13 protein-coding genes are annotated in these 15,555 nt (G+C 73.5%); 9 read left to right on the forward strand and 4 right to left on the reverse strand.

The window, feature by feature from the left end:
• Nucleotides 1–148 precede the first annotated feature (148 nt).
• From ACXET9_RS11080 to ACXET9_RS11100, 5 genes are all read left to right on the forward strand, one after another.
• Nucleotides 149–1,171, forward strand: coding sequence for a phosphodiester glycosidase family protein (locus ACXET9_RS11080; RefSeq protein ID WP_457886652.1), 1,023 nt, complete (start codon nt 149–151; stop codon nt 1,169–1,171).
• Nucleotides 1,172–1,401: 230 nt separating this feature from the next.
• The gene (locus ACXET9_RS11085) at nt 1,402–2,646 is read left to right on the forward strand and encodes a GtrA family protein (protein WP_457886653.1); all 1,245 of its coding nucleotides are present in this window, start codon (nt 1,402–1,404) and stop codon (nt 2,644–2,646) included.
• Between the two features lie 512 nt (nt 2,647–3,158).
• The gene (dnaB, locus tag ACXET9_RS11090; RefSeq protein ID WP_457886654.1) at nt 3,159–4,541 is read left to right on the forward strand and encodes a replicative DNA helicase; all 1,383 of its coding nucleotides are present in this window, start codon (nt 3,159–3,161) and stop codon (nt 4,539–4,541) included.
• A 110-nt stretch (nt 4,542–4,651) separates the two neighbouring features.
• Nucleotides 4,652–5,017 carry a DUF485 domain-containing protein gene (locus ACXET9_RS11095; protein WP_457886655.1) on the forward strand — a complete coding sequence of 122 codons (366 nt, stop codon included), beginning with the start codon at nt 4,652–4,654 and terminating at the stop codon, nt 5,015–5,017.
• Nucleotide 5,018: 1 nt separating this feature from the next.
• Entirely contained in the window at nt 5,019–6,605 is a 1,587-nt protein-coding gene (locus tag ACXET9_RS11100; RefSeq protein WP_457886656.1) for a solute symporter family protein, read from the forward strand.
• Nucleotides 6,606–6,810: 205 nt separating this feature from the next.
• On the opposite strand, the gene ACXET9_RS11105 is transcribed toward ACXET9_RS11100, so the two are convergent.
• Complete coding sequence (locus tag ACXET9_RS11105; RefSeq protein ID WP_457886657.1) at nt 6,811–7,353, reverse strand: DoxX family protein; 543 nt, start codon at nt 7,351–7,353, stop codon at nt 6,811–6,813.
• A gap of 195 nt (nt 7,354–7,548) precedes the next feature.
• Nucleotides 7,549–8,640 (reverse strand): hypothetical protein, encoded by a 1,092-nt coding sequence (locus ACXET9_RS11110; protein WP_457886658.1) that lies wholly within the window; start codon nt 8,638–8,640, stop codon nt 7,549–7,551.
• A 144-nt stretch (nt 8,641–8,784) separates the two neighbouring features.
• On the opposite strand from ACXET9_RS11110, the gene ACXET9_RS11115 reads away from it, so the two are divergent.
• The 3 genes from ACXET9_RS11115 (at nt 8,785) to ACXET9_RS11125 (ending at nt 11,799) form a co-directional block, all read left to right on the forward strand.
• A complete protein-coding gene (locus ACXET9_RS11115; protein ID WP_457886659.1) occupies nt 8,785–10,194 on the forward strand; it encodes an MFS transporter in 1,410 nt (469 codons plus the stop codon).
• Between the two features lie 125 nt (nt 10,195–10,319).
• A complete protein-coding gene (locus tag ACXET9_RS11120) occupies nt 10,320–11,123 on the forward strand; it encodes an alpha/beta hydrolase (protein ID WP_457886660.1) in 804 nt (267 codons plus the stop codon).
• A 103-nt stretch (nt 11,124–11,226) separates the two neighbouring features.
• Entirely contained in the window at nt 11,227–11,799 is a 573-nt protein-coding gene (locus ACXET9_RS11125) for a hypothetical protein (RefSeq protein ID WP_457886661.1), read from the forward strand.
• 95 nt (nt 11,800–11,894) lie between these two features.
• On the opposite strand, the gene ACXET9_RS11130 is transcribed toward ACXET9_RS11125, so the two are convergent.
• Nucleotides 11,895–12,158, reverse strand: a complete 264-nt coding sequence (locus ACXET9_RS11130) for a hypothetical protein (protein WP_457886662.1) — start codon at nt 12,156–12,158, stop codon at nt 11,895–11,897.
• Nucleotides 12,159–12,258: 100 nt separating this feature from the next.
• Here ACXET9_RS11130 and ACXET9_RS11135 point away from each other — a divergent pair, with 100 nt between their 5' ends.
• Nucleotides 12,259–13,689 (forward strand): serine/threonine-protein kinase, encoded by a 1,431-nt coding sequence (locus ACXET9_RS11135; RefSeq protein WP_457886663.1) that lies wholly within the window; start codon nt 12,259–12,261, stop codon nt 13,687–13,689.
• Between the two features lie 74 nt (nt 13,690–13,763).
• Here the strand turns inward: ACXET9_RS11135 and ACXET9_RS11140 are convergent, their stop codons facing one another.
• On the reverse strand, nt 13,764–15,554 hold the full coding sequence (locus tag ACXET9_RS11140) for a serine hydrolase domain-containing protein (RefSeq protein ID WP_457886664.1): 1,791 nt from the start codon (nt 15,552–15,554) through the stop codon (nt 13,764–13,766).
• Nucleotide 15,555: the final 1 nt, after the last annotated feature.

Genomic DNA, 15,555 nt, shown 5'->3' on the forward strand with positions numbered 1-15,555 from the left:
GCTCGGGAGGCGGCCGGCGGCCTGGCGGCCCGTCGGCCTGGCAGCACCGCGGCCCGTCGGCCTGACGGCGCCGCAGCCCGTCGGCCTCACAGCCCCGGCACAGCCGAGATGACCCCGGCGATACAGCCGCGGGTCGGAATCTGCGGTCATGCCACCGACGATCACCGATCCCCAGCCCTCGGGCCCGCCCGGCCCGCCGCCGACCGCTCCGCCGTCGGCGCCCGATCCCGAGCGCTCCCGCCGCCTCCTGCCCCGCCGCGCCCTGCTCGGCGGCGGGCTCGTCGTCCTCGTCGGAGCCGGCGGCTCCGCCGGCTGGGCGTACGACCGGTTCCTGCGGGAGAAGGTCGAGGTCGCCGACGTCACGGCCGCGGAGGAGGCCGCCGGCACCGCCCAGACCGCGCAGGTCTCCTCGACCGACGGCGCCTTCACGGAGGACGGCTACACCTCCTCCACCACGACCATCACCGTCACCACCGACTCCTCCGGGAGCGGGGACGACACCCTGACCTGGTACGTCGCCGACGTGCAGGTGAGCGATGCGGCGCTGATCCGCTCCGCGCTCGCCGACGACTCCTTCGGCGAGAACATCACCCAGCTGCCCTCGGAGATGGCCGAGGCGCACGGCGCGGTGCTCGCGATCAACGGCGACTACTACGGCTTCCGGGACACCGGCATCCAGGTCCGCAACGGCGTCGCCCTGCGCGATGAGCCCGCGCGCGACGGCTTCGTGATCTGGAGCGACGGCACCGCCGAGGTCTACGACGAGACCACCACCAGCGCCCAGGAGCTCGTCGACGCGGGCGCCTGGCAGACCCTCAGCTTCGGGCCCGCCGTCCTCGTCGACGGGCAGATCCCCGACGGGATCGAGGACGTCGAGATCGACACGAACATCGGCAACCACTCCATCCAGGGCGAGCAGCCGCGCACCGCGATCGGCGTCCTCGGCGACGGGCACCTGGTGTTCCTCGTCGTCGACGGCCGCGACGAGGGCTACTCGCGCGGCGCGACGCTCCCCGAGGTCGGGCAGATCCTCGCCGACCTCGGCTGCACCACCGGATACAACCTCGACGGCGGCGGATCCAGCGTGATGATCCTCGACGACGAGATCCTCAACCAGCCCTCCAACGGCGGCGAGCGCGCCACCAGCGACATCCTCTACGTGGCCGGGTGATCACCATGACGACGCATACTGCACCTCTTCCTGTCCAGGGTCCCGTTCCCGCTCCTGTTGCCGGCGCTGCTCCCGTTCCCGGGACTGCACCCGGTTCCGGCGCTGCCCCCGCCCTCGCGGCGCCGCCGCGGACGGCCGCGCCCTCGCACCGGCCCTTGCCCCGGCCCGCGCGCACTGCTCGCGTCTCTCACGCTGCTCGCGCTGCTCACGCCACCCGTGGCGCGGTGCCCGTGTCCAGCGCCTCGTCGCCGCCCGCGCATCGCGCCTCCTCGGTCGACCATGCGGTCGTCGTGATCCCCGCGCTCGCGCCGGGGCCGGAGCTGCTCGAGCTCGTGACCGCGCTGCGCGAGGAGGGCATCGACGTGGTCGTCCTCGACGACGGCTCGGGCCTCGACTACAAGGTGGTCTTCGACCGCTGCGAGCAGCTGGGCGCGCTCGTCGGCCGCCTGCCCGACAACCGCGGCAAGGGGAACGCACTCCGGGAGGCGTTCGCGCTGGTCCAGGAGCATTTCCCGGGCCGTGGCGCGGTGACCGCCGACGCCGACGGCCAGCACACCCTCGCCGACATCCGCCGCGTCATCGCCGCGCTCGAGCCCGGCGCGGCCGAGCCCGGCGGGAACAAGCCCGGCGCGGCCGGCGGGAACGAGCCCGGCGCGGCCGGCGGGAACGAGCCCGGCGCGGCCGGCGGGAACGAGCCCGGCGCGGCCGGCAGGCGGTCGGCGTCCGACGGGCGGTCGGCGTCCGGCGGGCGGTCGGCGTCCGACGGGCGGCCGACGGGGGCCGGACTCGTGCTGGGCGTGCGCTGCTTCGCCCGCGGCGCGGTGCCCCTGCGCTCGTGGTTCGGCAACGCCGTCAGCGCGCTGCTGTTCCGCGCGGTCGCGGGGGAGCGCGTCGAGGACACGCAGACGGGCCTGCGCGGCATCCCCGCGGAGCACCTCGCCTGGGTGCAGACCCTGCCCGGGGACCGCTATGAGTACGAGTACACGATGCTCGTGCGGGCGGCCCGCGACGGCATCGGGATCGTGCAGATCCCCATCGCGACGGTCTACCTCGACGACAACGCCTCGAGCCACTTCCGACCCGTGCGGGACTCGCTGCGGGTGCTCGCGCCGGTGCTCGGCTTCGCGGCCTCAGGTCTGACCTGCTTCGCCCTGGACACGGCCCTGTTCCTGACGATCGCGGGGCTCGGCGGACCGGTCTGGGCGGCGCTCGCCTCGGCCCGGCTCCTCAGCGGCGGGCTCAACTTCTCGCTGAACCGCTGGGCGGTGTTCCGCGGCGGCCGACGGACCCCGCTGCTGCGCTCCTTCCTGCAGTACGCAGCTCTCGCCGCAGTGGTGCTCGTCGGCGGCATCGTGCTCGTGAACGCGCTGGTCGCGATGGGGGTCCCGCTCCTCGGCGCGAAGATCGGCGCGGACCTGCTGCTCTTCGCCCTCAGCTACGTCGTCCAGCGCCTGGTCGTGTTCCGCGGGAGGTGAGGGGGTGCGGGCGTGAGTTCGGGCTCGGGCTCGGGCTCGGGCTCAGACGCGGGGTCGGGCACGGGCGTGGGGTCAGGCGCGGGCGCGGGCGCGGGCGCTGGGGAGGGCTGAGGGCTCGAGTGGCCGGTTCCCTCCGGAAATGGAGCGCTTCAGCTACTGCTGAGGGACACTCGCCGCGGTGCGGGCGCGGCGCGGGTGCGGGCGCTGACGTGGGTGTGGGCGCTGGGGCGGGTGCGGCTGTGGGCGCGGGGGGCTGAGGGCTCGAGTGGCCGGTTCCCTCCGGAAATGGAGCGCTTCAGCTACTGCTGAGGGACACTCGCCGCTACCAACGAGGCACTCAGCCCTCCTCAGCCCTCCCCGGCGCCCGTCCAGCCCTCCCCGGCGCCCGTCCAGCTCTCCCCAGCGCCCGTCCAGCCCTCCCCAGCGCCTCCCCAGCACCCGCCCGTCCCCCGTCCATCCCCAGCCCTACCACCCCGGTCCCACCGGACAGGATCCGTTCCTACACTGGCCCGGTGACATCGAACGAAGCCTTTGAAGCCGGACCGGATCGCGGGCTGGAGCGCACCCCGCCGCAGGACCTCAATGCCGAGCGCGGCGTCCTCGGCGGCATGATGCTGTCGAAGGATGCGATCGCGGACGTCGTCGAGACGGTCCGCGGCAACGACTTCTACCGTCCCGCGCACGAGATGATCTTCGAGGCGATCATCGACCTGTACGGGCGCGGCGAGCCGGCGGACCTGGTGACGGTCTCCGACGAGCTCTCCAAGCGCGGCGAGCTGCAGCGCATCGGCGGCGGCGCGTACCTCGCGGACCTCATCGACATGGTCCCCACGGCCGCGAACGCCGGCTTCTATGCCGAGATCGTGGTCGAGCGCGCCCAGCTGCGGCGGCTCGTGGAGGCCGGCACCCGCATCGTCCAGCTCGGCTATGCGGCCGACGGCGGCGAGGTCGACGAGGTCATCAACGAGGCGCAGGCGCAGATCTACTCGGTCACCGAGCGCGGTCAGAGCGAGGACTTCGTGCCGCTGGGCGAGGTCATCGACGAGACCCTCAATGCGATCGAGGCGACCCAGAACCGCGGCGGGCAGGTCACGGGCGTGCCCACGGGCTTCGCGGAGCTCGACGAGCTGACCCAGGGCCTCCATGGTGGCCAGATGATCATCTTCGCCGGCCGTCCCGCGATGGGGAAGACGACGCTCGGCATGGACGTGCTGCGCTCGGCGGCGATCCACAACGGCAAGGCCGCCGTCATCTTCTCCCTGGAGATGGACAAGACCGAGATCACGATGCGTCTGCTCGCCGCCGAGGCGCAGGTGCCGATGAACCGCATGCGCGACGGCTCCATGGATGACCGCGACTGGCAGGCGATGGCCCGCGCGATGAGCCGCATCGCCGACGCCCCGCTGTTCATGGATGATTCCGCGAACATGTCGCTCATGGAGATCCGGGCGAAGTGCCGGCGTCTGAAGCAGAAGCATGACCTCAAGCTCGTGGTCATCGACTACCTGCAGCTGATGAGCTCCGGCAAGAAGGTCGAGTCCCGTCAGCAGGAGGTCTCCGAGTTCTCGCGAGCACTCAAGCTGCTCGCCAAGGAGATCGACGTGCCGGTCATCGCGATCTCGCAGCTGAACCGAGGCAGCGAGCAGCGCACCGACAAGACCCCGATGATGTCCGACCTGCGCGAATCGGGATCGATCGAGCAGGACGCCGATGTCATCCTCCTGATCCACCGCGAGGACTACTACGAGAAGGAGTCCGCCCGCGCCGGCGAGGCCGACCTGATCGTCGCCAAGCACCGCAACGGCGCCACCAAGACCGTGCCGGTCGCCTTCGAGGGCCACTACTCGCGGTTCAAGGACATGGCGCACGGCGGGGGCGGCGGCTTCAGCGGCTGACCCGCGGTATGCACGAACTCCGGTGTGACCGTCCTCACTCCTGATGCGTTCGCTCAACGCCCGGGCTCGACGGTCCGGGCGGCCATGAGCAGAACGAAGGAGTTGTGCCTGTGACATCCCCGCATCCCGACCCCATCCCCGCCGAGCCTCCCCCGGGCTCGTCGGACCCCACCCCCGAGCAGTTCCTCGCCGTCCACCGCTCCGCCGAGTTCGCCGGACTGCGCCGCAGCTTCCGGGGCTTCGCCTTCCCCATGGCCGTCGCGTTCCTGGTCTGGTACCTCGGCTACGTGCTGCTGTCGACCTATGCGACCGGTCTCATGTCCACCCCGGTGATCGGCAACCTCAACGTCGGCATCCTGCTGGGCCTGAGCCAGTTCGTGATGACCTTCCTCATCACCTGGCTGTACATCCGCCACGCGAACCAATCCCTGGATCCGACGGCCGAGCGGATCCGCGACGAGCTGGAGGGGGCCTGACATGGAGTTCGGGAACCCCGTCCTGAACATCGCGATCTTCCTCGCGTTCGTGGTCGTGACGCTCTACGTCGTCATCCGCGTCTCGCGGACGACGACGAAGGCCAGCGACTTCTACCACGGCGGCCGCGCCTTCTCGGGCCGCCAGAACGGCATCGCCATCGCCGGCGACTACCTCTCGGCGGCGTCGTTCCTCGGCATCGTCGGGGCCGTCGCCCTCTACGGCTACGACGGCCTGCTGTACTCCGTCGGCTTCCTCGTGGCCTGGCTGGTGGCGCTGCTGCTGGTCGCGGAACCGCTGCGCAACACCGGCAAGTACACGATGGCCGACGTCCTGTCCTTCCGCATGCGCCAGCGTCCCGTGCGCACCGCGGCCGCGACCTCGACCCTCGCCGTCACCTTCTTCTACCTCCTCGCGCAGATGGCCGGCGCGGGCGCGCTGGTCTCGCTGCTGCTCGGCATCGACGGGCGCGCCGGGCAGTCGCTCGTGATCGCCGTCGTCGGCGTCATCATGATCGTGTACGTGCTGATCGGCGGCATGAAGGGCACCACCTGGGTGCAGATCATCAAGGCCGTGCTGCTGATCTGCGCGGTCGGCATCACGACCGTGTGGATCCTCGCGAAGAACGGCTTCGACCTCTCGCGGGTGCTCGGCAACGCCGTCGCCGCGCATCCCGAGGGCTCGGCGATCCTCGAGCCGATGCTGCAGTACGGGGCGACGGGCTCGTCGAAGCTCGGCTTCGTCTCCCTCGCGATCGCGCTGGTCTTCGGCGCGGCGGGCCTCCCGCACGTGCTCATGCGCTTCTACACGGTCCCCACCGCGAAGGAGGCGCGGCGCTCGGTGGTGTGGGCGATCGCCCTGATCGGCTTCTTCTACCTGTGCACCCTCGTGCTCGGCTACGCGGCCGCGTACATGGTCGGCGTCGACGTCATCGCGACGCTGCCGGGCGGCTCCAATGCGGCGGCCCCGGCCCTCGCCTACGCCGTCGGCGGGACCGTGCTGCTGGCGATCATCTCCGCGGTCGCCTTCGCGACGATCCTCGCGGTGGTCGCGGGCCTGACGATCACGGCGTCGGCGTCCTTCGCGCACGACATCTACAACGGCGTCATCAAGAACGGCACCGCGGACCCGCAGAAGGAGGTCGCGGTCGCCCGACGCACGGCCCTCGTGATCGGCGGCGTCTCGATCGTCGGCGGCATCCTCGCCGCCGAGCAGAACGTGGCGTTCCTGGTCTCGCTCGCGTTCGCGATCGCCGCGAGCGCGAACCTGCCCTCGATCCTGTACTCCCTGTACTGGAAGCGGTTCAACACCCGCGGCTCGGTGTGGAGCATCTACGGCGGTCTGATCAGCGCGGTCGTGCTGATCATCTTCTCGCCCGTGGTGTCCGGCTCGGAGACGGCCATGTTCTCCGGCGTCGACTTCCACTGGTTCCCGCTGACGAACCCGGCGATCGTGTCGGTGCCGCTGGGCTTCCTCCTCGGCTGGCTCGGCTCGGTCACCTCCCCGGAGACCGACGAGCTCAAGCAGGCCGAGATGGAGGTGCGCTCCCTGACCGGGGCCGGCTCCGAGAAGGCCACCGTCGCGCACTGACCGTCGCGCACTGACCGTCGAGCGCTGTGCGTCGCGCGCAGTGCGCCGGACGGCGAGGAGCCCGCGACCCGATGGGGTCGCGGGCTCCTGTCTGCGCGTGCGGCCGCAGCCGCATGCGCTGTGGTGCTCGGGTCCGACGGTCATGCCCGGTGCTCGGGTCCGACGACCAGGCCCGGTGCTCGCGCCCGACGGCCGGCCCCGGCGCTCAGGCGCGGCGGCGGGCCCGTCGGCGACCGGAGCGCAGCAGGGCGTCGAGGGACAGGCGGCCCGGGCCGACGGCGGCCAGCAGCAGGGCGCCGGCGCCGAGGGCGCCCACGAGCTCCCAGCCGCCCTGGTCGATGAACACGCCCTGGGCGAGATGCACCTGGAGGGCGGCGACCAGCATGTCCACCGCCAGCACGAGGCCGACGATCGGGGTGGCGACCCCGAGGATCAGCAGCGCACCGCCGACGAGCTCGACGACGGCGACGACCGGGCCGGTGATCCCCGGCAGCGGGATGCCCATGCCGGCGAAGGCGTCGGAGACGCCGCCGAAGGTCCACTGGAAGATCTTCTGCCAGCCGTGGGCGAGGAAGATCCCGCCCAGGACGAGGCGGGCGACGAGCGTGCCGACCTCGCGCAGAGGGCCGGCGGCGCCGCGGCCGGGGGAGCGTCGGGCGGCCGGGCGGCCGCCGGTCGAGCGCGAGGCCGACGTCGCACCGGGCGCGGAGGCGGAGACGGCGGGGGCCTGATCGGCGGGAGAGGGCATGAGCGTCCTTCCGAGAGGTCTGCAGGGGGCGCCCACGGTAGGCGAAACTTCAATCAATATGTGGCCGCGGTGAGCGCGTCCGTGGCCCGGATCACGCGGTGCGTCGCGTGCGGGGCGCGCGCCTCGCGCGCCCCGAGCACCCCGCGCACCCCGCGCGCCGCATCAGCGACTGCGACGCCGAGCGCGACCTGCCGCTCAGGCCAGGCGCAGCCCCGAATCGGCGTGCGTCGCCCGGTCGTGGAGGGCGATGATCCGCTGCTCGAGCGGGGACGCCGCCGGACCAGACTCCCCGACGAGCCGGCACACCGCGGTCCCCTCCGAGGCGGTGACGTACTGCGTCACCCACTGGCGGTACGACCGGTGCTCGGCCATCCAGGGGCCGGCCCCGGGGCAGGGCGGCATGCCCACCCGCCAGGGCTTCGGCGTCAGCCGCGCCCGATAGCTGTCGTGGACCCGGCACAGCAGGACGTACAGCTCATCGCTGCCGACCTCCTCCATCAGCGCCTGCGCGCCGGCGCTGTCGGGGCCGAGGGCGGTGCCGCTGGCGAGCATCCGGAAGCCGTTGCGGGTGCGGTAGACGCGCACGCCGAGGTCCGGTCGGGTCGCGGAGAAGCGGCCGAGGCGCTCGAGGATGCGGTCGTGCGCGGCGCCGCGGTCGCCCTCGCCGCGCAGGCCGAAGGCATCGGGATCGGCATCGTCGACGACGGGGATCCCCCGCGTGGTCGTCCGCACCCGCGTCGGCGTGAAGCCGTCGTCGGCGTCGCCGCGGAAGAGGGATCCGCCGAAGAGCTCGCCGCCGCTGTTGATCTCGTCCTCGCCGGCATGCCGCGAGGTCGCGGGGTTCGCCGCCTGGCCGCCGCCGAACAGACGGTTCAGCAGCCCCGGCCGACGCTCGGGCCGTGCCGCCACCGGGGTGCGATCTCCCGCCGGCGGGGTGCGCCGCGGCTCGCCGGGCAGGTCGATGTCGGTGATCAGGACGGCGTCGGTGTTCAGCACGACCGCGCCGTAGCGGTTGCGGGTGAGCGCGGCGACGAGGGCGCCGTCCTCATCGCGGATCTCCTCGAGGAGCTCCTCCGGCTGCCGCCTGTCGGGGTAGTACTCGCGGTCCTTGGTCCAGCGCCGCGGGCCGCCCTCGGCGACGATCCGGCGGAAGCGCTCATCGGCGTCGCGCTGCGCATCCTCGACCGAGATCGAGGAGCATCCGGACATGGTCAGATCCAGCCGATCGCCCTCGGAGGTGGTGACGACCTCCCGATGGCGGGCCCAGTACCTCGGCAGCTCCTTCATGCCTCCTGACCGTACGCCCGCGTATGCGAAACCACCAGGTCAGGGTGATAACAAGGGGGAGGCGGGGACGTCGGCCGCCGGGGCCGCGCGTGAGATGGAGGGCAACTGATGGCCGCTCCGCCGCGGAGGGTGTAGTCAGGTGGGGTGAGCTCTTCTCGGCCCGCAGACTGCACTGCTCCTGAATCCCCGTCCTCCCTCTCCGCCTCCGCCTCCGGCGCTGTCGCTGCGCCTGTCGCCGCCGCGCCCGCCACCGCGACCGCCGCTGTCCTCGATCCCGTCGCCGCGCCCGACGGCGCCGCCGAGTCCGGCGCGCCCGCCGCCGCGCCCGCATCCGCGGATGCGCCGACTCCCGCCCGGTCCGCGCGCGCGGTCTCCGTCGGCGGCTTCCTGGCGATCCTGTCCGTCGGCCTCATCGCGCTGAACCTCCGTCCCGGCGCCACCTCGCTGGGACCCGTGCTCAGCGACGTCGTCGCCTCCTACGGGATGGGCGCGACCGCCTCCGGCCTGCTCACCGCCCTCCCGTGCCTCGCCTTCGGCGTGCTCGGCCTCGTCGCCGTGCCGACGGCGCGCCGCCTCGGCCTGACCGGCACGATGGTCGTCGCCTACGTGCTGGTCGCGATCGGCCTGCTGCTGCGGCCGACGACCGGTGCCTTCGGCGCGTTCCTCGCGCTGTCCGTGCTGGGGCTGCTCGGCCCCGCGCTCGGGAACGTGCTCGTGCCGGCCTGGATCAAGCGCCACGGCGGAGCCCGCACCGTCCTGCTGATGACCCTGTACACGGGAGTCCTCGCCATCGGCGGCTCCCTCGGCAGCCTGCTCGCGGTGCCCCTCGAGTCCGCCGGCGCCGACGGCTGGCGTGAGTCCCTGCAGTTCTGGGGCCTCGTCGCCGTCATCCCCGTGATCGTGTGGGCGGTGGTGCTCACGCGCGTCGGCCACGACTTCCCGCCGGCCGAGCCCACCGAGAAGGTCGGCGGCTCCCTGCTGCGCTCGCCCACCGCGCTCGTGCTCACCCTCATGTTCGGCCTGCAGTCGACCAACGCGTACACGCAGTTCGGCCTGCTCCCGCAGATCCTCACCTCCCACGGCGTCTCCTCCGGGACCGCGGGCGCGGTCGTCGCCTGCATCGCCGGCTGGGGGCTCGTCGGCGGCCTCGTGATGCCGACGGTCATCGCGCGCTCGCACCGCCTGCCGTGGATCACGGGCCTGTTCGGCCTGCTGACCGCCGGCGGCTACCTCGGTCTGCTGTGGCTGCCGCAGGTGAGCCCCTTCGTGTGGGCGTCGGTGCTGGGCGTCGGCGGCTTCGCCTTCCCGACGGTGATCGCGCTGATCCCCGCGCGCGCCCGCACCGTGGAGGTCACGGCGCGGCTGTCCGGGTTCGTCCAGCCCTTCGGATACATCCTCGCGGCCATCGGCCCGATCGCCGCGGGCGCCCTGCTCGACGCCACCGGGTCGACCCCGGCCGTGCTGATCGCGATGGCCGTCTCCGGCGTGCTGCTCGCCGTCGCCGGATTCCGTGCCGCCCTGCCCCGCATCGTCGACGACGAGCTCGCGCGCTGACGCCGCCCGTGCACTGACGCCGCCTGTGCACTGACGCCGCCCGTGCACTGACATACGGGGCCGACGGGCGGCTCCGTACGCCGACGGGCGGGCGCGCGGGCGTCGGCCGTGGGAGGATGCCGACCATGAACAGCGGCATCGTCAGCGCCCTGCGGGCCCTCGCCTCCCAGCAGCCCACCCGTCCTCCGCGGCGGGTCGCCGACGCCGGCCGCGTGCGCCGCGGCCGGGCCGGGCACGTGCCCGTGACCTGGATCGATCCCGAGCTGCGCCACCGCGGCGTCCTCCTCCACCTCCACGGCGGGGCCTTCACCCACGGCGAGACCCGCGCGCACTGGGAATGGCTCGAGGAGGTCGCGCGCCGCTCCGGCGTCGCCGGCGCGATGCTCCACTACCGGATGCCGCCCGCGCACCCGTTCCCGCAGGCCGTCGAGGACGTCGCCGGGGCGATCCTCGCCCTGGACCGCGAGATCGCCCTGCCCGGCGGCTGGGTGCTCTCGGGCGACGAGGCCGGCGCCGCGCTCGCGCTCGCCGGGGTCCTCGACCTCGCAGAGTCCGACGGCCCGCTGCCGGCGCGCCTGCTGCTGTCCGCGCCGTGGGTCGATCTCGTCGACGAGGAGCGGCTCGACGAGCGCCGTCGCGTCGGCGCCCGCCTCTACGCGGGAGCGGTGCCGCGGGAGGACGTGCGGCTGAGCCCGCTGCATGCGGACCTCGCCGGTCTCCCGCCCGTGCATCTCAGCGTCGGCGGTGACGACCCTCTCGCGTCCGACGCCCGGCGCCTGCGCGGCCGCCTCCTCGAAGCCGGCGTCGACGTCGAGTACTACGAGGAGTCCGGCCTGGGCGACGGCTACCCGATGGTCCGCACGGGCGCCGCCGCCCAGCGCGCCTGGCGCGCCCAGATCGTCGCCGTCCGCGAGGCGCTCGGCCGCTGACGCCCCCGCTGCCCCGCCGCCCCCGCAGCTCCCGCCGACCCAGCCACCCCCGCAGCTCCGGACGTCCTGGGCCTGTTGAGCTTCTCCTCGGTAGCATGGGGCCATGACCCTCAGCGATCGGGGGGACGGTCGCGCCGTCCTCTGGGATGGGCTCTCTCCCGCCTGCGACGTCCTCCGGGACCTGCTGCAGCCGGTCGCGCCCTCCGGTACCCTCCGCCTCGTCGTGCAGCGCCTCCGCCTGCGCGAGCCTGCGGGCGAGCACGAGATCATCGACGCGATCGTCGACGTCGACGGGAACCTCGTCGCCATCGCCCTGCGGGAGGCCGTGCGCGCCGATGCCGAGAGCGCCCGCGGCCTCGACGCGGCCCTCGCCACGCTCCGCGCCGACATCGAGGAGGGACCCGACGGCATCCGCGGCGTCGAGGGCCTCGAGGTCGTGCTCGACGCGGACGGACGCACCGCCGTCGGCCTCGCCTTCGACCTGGACCTCTCGGCCGACGAGATCGCCTCCACCGGATCCCATCCGGCGCTGCACGACGGGGCGCATCACGTCCGCCACAGCGCTCCGCAGCTCGAGGACCTGCGCGAACGCCTCGCTCCGCCCGAGCCCGGGGTCCTGCGACGCCTCTGGGAGGCGCTGCGCGCCCGCCGAGGCCGGGCCGTCGCCGCCGACTGACGCCGTCGCCAGCTGGCCGTCGCCGCCGACCGACGTCGTCGCCGGCTGGCCTCGCCGCCGACCGACGTCGGCTCAGCGCAGTTCGGGACGTCGGCTCAGCGCAGCTCGGGATGGTGGGCGTCGGTGCGCCCGGCGTCGGCCTCGAAGCGCCGACGGGCCAGCCGGGCGGCCTCCTGATCGCGCGCGACGGCGCGATCGACGAGCTCCTCCTGCGCGGTCGCGGGCTCATCGCTCTGCAGGGCGGTCCACAGCACGAACCCGACGGTCAGCACGAGCAGAGCGGCGATCATGATGCCCAGGAGCGGCCACGAGAACGGAACCGGATCCCAGAAACCGCCTGCATGCAGCGGTGATGTCATCCCAGTTCCTCCCCTTCTCCGGCTCCTGCGGAAGCGGGCGTCCACAGGAATGTGGTCAGCATAACGGCGACCTCTTCCGTCTCGTTATGCTGGTGTCCTTATGGCTGACGTGATTGTCGGGCGCTTCGCGCTGATCGACCTGATCGCCAAGGGCGGTTCCGGGTCCGTCTGGCGAGCCTGGGACTCGAAGACGAAGGAGCTGTGCGCCGCGAAGGTCCTGCGCCAGCGCGACTCGGCGGACCTCATGCGCTTCGTGCGCGAGAAGGGCGTCAGCTTCGACCACCCGCATCTGCTGACCCCCTACGGCTGGGGCGCGGAGGACGAGCACGTGGTCATCGCGATGCCGCTGTGCTCGGGAGGCACCCTCGAGTCCGTCGTCCGGCGGCGCGGGAAGCTGTCCGAGCCCGCGGTCGTGGTCCTCCTCGACCAGCTCCTGGACGGGCTCTCGCACATCCACGCCGAGGGCTGGATCCACCGCGACGTGAAGCCCGCGAACATCATGTTCGAGCCGCGCGGCACCGCCCCGCCGCATTCCCGCCTGGCGGACTTCGGCATCGCCGTGCACGAGTCCGACGTGCGCTTCACCCACGTCGGCATGGTCAACGGCACCCCCGGCTACATGGCGCCGGAGCTGTTCGCGATGGCGGAGCCCGCGCCCTCCCACGATCTCTATGCGGCGGGCGTGGTCGCGCTGGTCGCGCTCAACGGGCCGCTCAAGCTCCGCGACGGATCCTTCCGGCCCGACGAGCTGAACCAGCACCTGCGCGGGGTCTCCCCGAAGCTGTCGGCGGTGATCCGACGCCTCGTCGCCGGTCAGCCCGAGCAGCGGTACCAGGACGCCGCCACGGTGCGCCGGGATCTGCCGCGCGTCCCCCGCGGCTACCCGCTCACCCTCGCCGACGGCACCGCGCTGGACTTCCCCGACACCCTCCCGGTGCTCCCGCCGGACGCCCCCGGCGCCTCCCAGCCGAGCCCGCCGGCGGCGCAGGGCCCCGGCATCGCAGGTCCGGCGGGCGGCGGCTTCGGCGGAGGTCCGCAGCAGAATCGGCCGCAGCAGGGGCCGTCATCGCAGGGGAGCCCGCACCAGGCGAGTCCGCAGATGCCGAGCCCCCAGACGGGCCCGCGCTGGAACGGTCCCGGCGGTCCCGGCGGGCAGAACGGCCCTGGCAGGCAGAACGGCCCTGGCAGGCAGAACGGTCCCGGCGGGCAGAACGGTCCGGGCGGACCGGGGCGGACCTCGGCCTCGAGCGGGCCCTCGGGCCCGCGGGGCCAGCGGTCGCCGGCCGGTCAGCAGGGCCGCCCGCAGCAGGGCCGCTCCCTCGCACGGCGGGGCGCCTCGCAGCCGACGACGCGCACCCAGCATCAGCCGATGCGGACCGTCACCTCGACCAATCCCTTCACGTCATCGCCGCAGACGGGCCCGCGGTCATCCGGCGGCTCGAACACCTATATCGCCCTCGCCCTCGGCGTGGGCTCGGCGCTCGTCCTCGGCGCCATCGTGGCGATCGTCCTGCTGATCATGTTCACCTGACGGGTGCTCCCGTCCGACGAGCGTGCCCGCCCGACGGGTGCGCCCCTGCGACGATCGTGCTCGCCGCGGCCGCGTCAGCGGGTCTGCCGCCGATCGGGGACGGCGACGACGTCGAGCCCCTGGATCAGCGCCTCGCGCCGCGGATCCATCTGCAGGTCGATTCTCACCTGCAGGGGTGCGGCGCCCGTGGCCGTACCCGTGCCCGAGGGCGCGGCCCCAGCTCTCGCTCCGGCCCCAGCTCCCGCTCCGGCCCCGTTCGCTCCGGCGGCCTCGGCCGTCGGCGCTCCCGGCAGCGTCCAGCGCAGATGCGCGGGGGTGAGCACCTCGGCATCCTCCGGGGAGAGCGCCGTGAGGGCGCTCGCGTCGAGGCCCGCGGAGGCGAGCGCGGTCGCCAGGCGTCGCCGACGCTCGGGACGGGACACATCCAGCTCCATGGTGTCGGCGAACCAGACGTCGGCGGTCGCGGCGTCGGCCGCCGGATCGTCGGTCCGCAGCCAGTCCAGCGCGGCCTGCGCCGCCTGCAGGGTGCGGGCGTCGGCGAGGACCGGACGCGCGTCGAGCAGCCCCGGCGCCTGATCGCGCAGGATCCGCAGGGCCTGCATCGACAGCGCCGTGACCGGCGCGTACTTGCTGTTCGCGAGGGCGACGACGCCGATGCCGCTGTCGCGATGCCACACCATGAACGAGCCGTAGCCGGGGTAGCCGCCGGAGTGCGAGATGACCTCGCCGAGGTCGGGATGGCGCTCGACGACGAGACCCATGCCGTAGGCGCGGATGCGGTCGAAGCCGGGGGAGCGGCCGTCCTCGCCCGCGGGGAGCGCGGGCACCGGTTGGATGCGATGCATCTGCTGCATCTCCCGGCGGGATGCCGTGGACAGCAGCGCGTCGTACGCGGCGGTGTCCGCGGGTCCGGCCGTGTCCACAGCGCCGGCCATGTCTGCGGAGCCGGCGGTGTCCGCGGGGGCGGCGTCGGCGGCGGCGAGGAAGCGCACCCAGGTCGCGATGTCGTCGACCGTGGAGAACAGCCCGGCCATGGCCCCGTAGACGCCGGGGGAATCCAGCTCGACGGGCTCGAAGCGGGTCGCGTCCTCGCGGTCCCCGAGGCGATGGCCGGTGGCGAGGGGACGCTCGGCGAGGCGCTCGGCCTCGAAGGCGGTCGCCTGCAGCCCGAGGGGATCGAGGAAGCGGCGCCGGATCTCCTCGGCGTAGGGGGTGCCGGTGACCTCGTCGATCACGCGGCCGAGCAGCGCATAGCCGGTGTTGGAGTACTCGAAGCCCGTCCCCGGGCGGTGGACGCGGCCGAGCCCGGCCCGCAGGATCTCGGCGAATTCGGCGGGCGTGAGGGACTCCTGGCGATCGCCCCAGGGGTTGTCGGTGACGAGGCCGGCGCTCATCGTCAGCAGCAGACGCAGCGTGATCGGGGCGTCGCCGGGGGAGACCGCGAAGGCGTCGGCCGCCTCGGGGACGTGCTGCGCGATCGGATCGTCCAGCCGCAGACGGCCCTCGTCGCGGAGCGCGAGGATGGTCGCCGCGGTGAACGACTTCGTCATCGAGGCGATCCGGGAGACGGTGGCCCGCTCCATCGGCCGGGCCCCGGGCGCGGGGACGCCGTCGCGCAGTGCGGTGGCACCGGCCGCCCCGTGCGCGAGGATCGCCTCGCGGTGACGGTGCCCGCCGATGATCGCCCAGGTCACGCCCGCCGTCCGGTGGTCCGTGACCGCCTGCGCGAAGAGCGCGGAGATCTGCTGGCGGACGGTCTCCGGAAGCACAGGGCCGGAGCCGGGGCCGGAGACGGCGCTGGGGCCGGAGCCGGAGGTCGTGCGGGGATCGGACGCGGGGACAGGGGCGGGTGCAGCGGAGGACATG

Source organism: Brachybacterium netajii (SeqCode), assembly GCF_054114245.1.

Bases quoted from the DNA above. Each gene is read 5' to 3' on its own strand.
- ACXET9_RS11135 (WP_457886663.1), top strand. From the start codon at position 12,259: ATGGCTGACGTGATTGTCGGGCGCTTCGCGCTGATCGACCTGATCGCC.
- ACXET9_RS11100 (WP_457886656.1), top strand. From the start codon at position 5,019: ATGGAGTTCGGGAACCCCGTCCTGAACATCGCGATCTTCCTCGCGTTC.
- ACXET9_RS11080 (WP_457886652.1), top strand. From the start codon at position 149: ATGCCACCGACGATCACCGATCCCCAGCCCTCGGGCCCGCCCGGCCCG.
- ACXET9_RS11120 (WP_457886660.1), top strand. From the start codon at position 10,320: ATGAACAGCGGCATCGTCAGCGCCCTGCGGGCCCTCGCCTCCCAGCAG.
- ACXET9_RS11140 (WP_457886664.1), bottom strand. From the start codon at position 15,554: ATGTCCTCCGCTGCACCCGCCCCTGTCCCCGCGTCCGATCCCCGCACG.
- ACXET9_RS11110 (WP_457886658.1), bottom strand. From the start codon at position 8,640: ATGAAGGAGCTGCCGAGGTACTGGGCCCGCCATCGGGAGGTCGTCACC.
- ACXET9_RS11125 (WP_457886661.1), top strand. From the start codon at position 11,227: ATGACCCTCAGCGATCGGGGGGACGGTCGCGCCGTCCTCTGGGATGGG.
- ACXET9_RS11105 (WP_457886657.1), bottom strand. From the start codon at position 7,353: ATGCCCTCTCCCGCCGATCAGGCCCCCGCCGTCTCCGCCTCCGCGCCC.
- ACXET9_RS11130 (WP_457886662.1), bottom strand. From the start codon at position 12,158: ATGACATCACCGCTGCATGCAGGCGGTTTCTGGGATCCGGTTCCGTTC.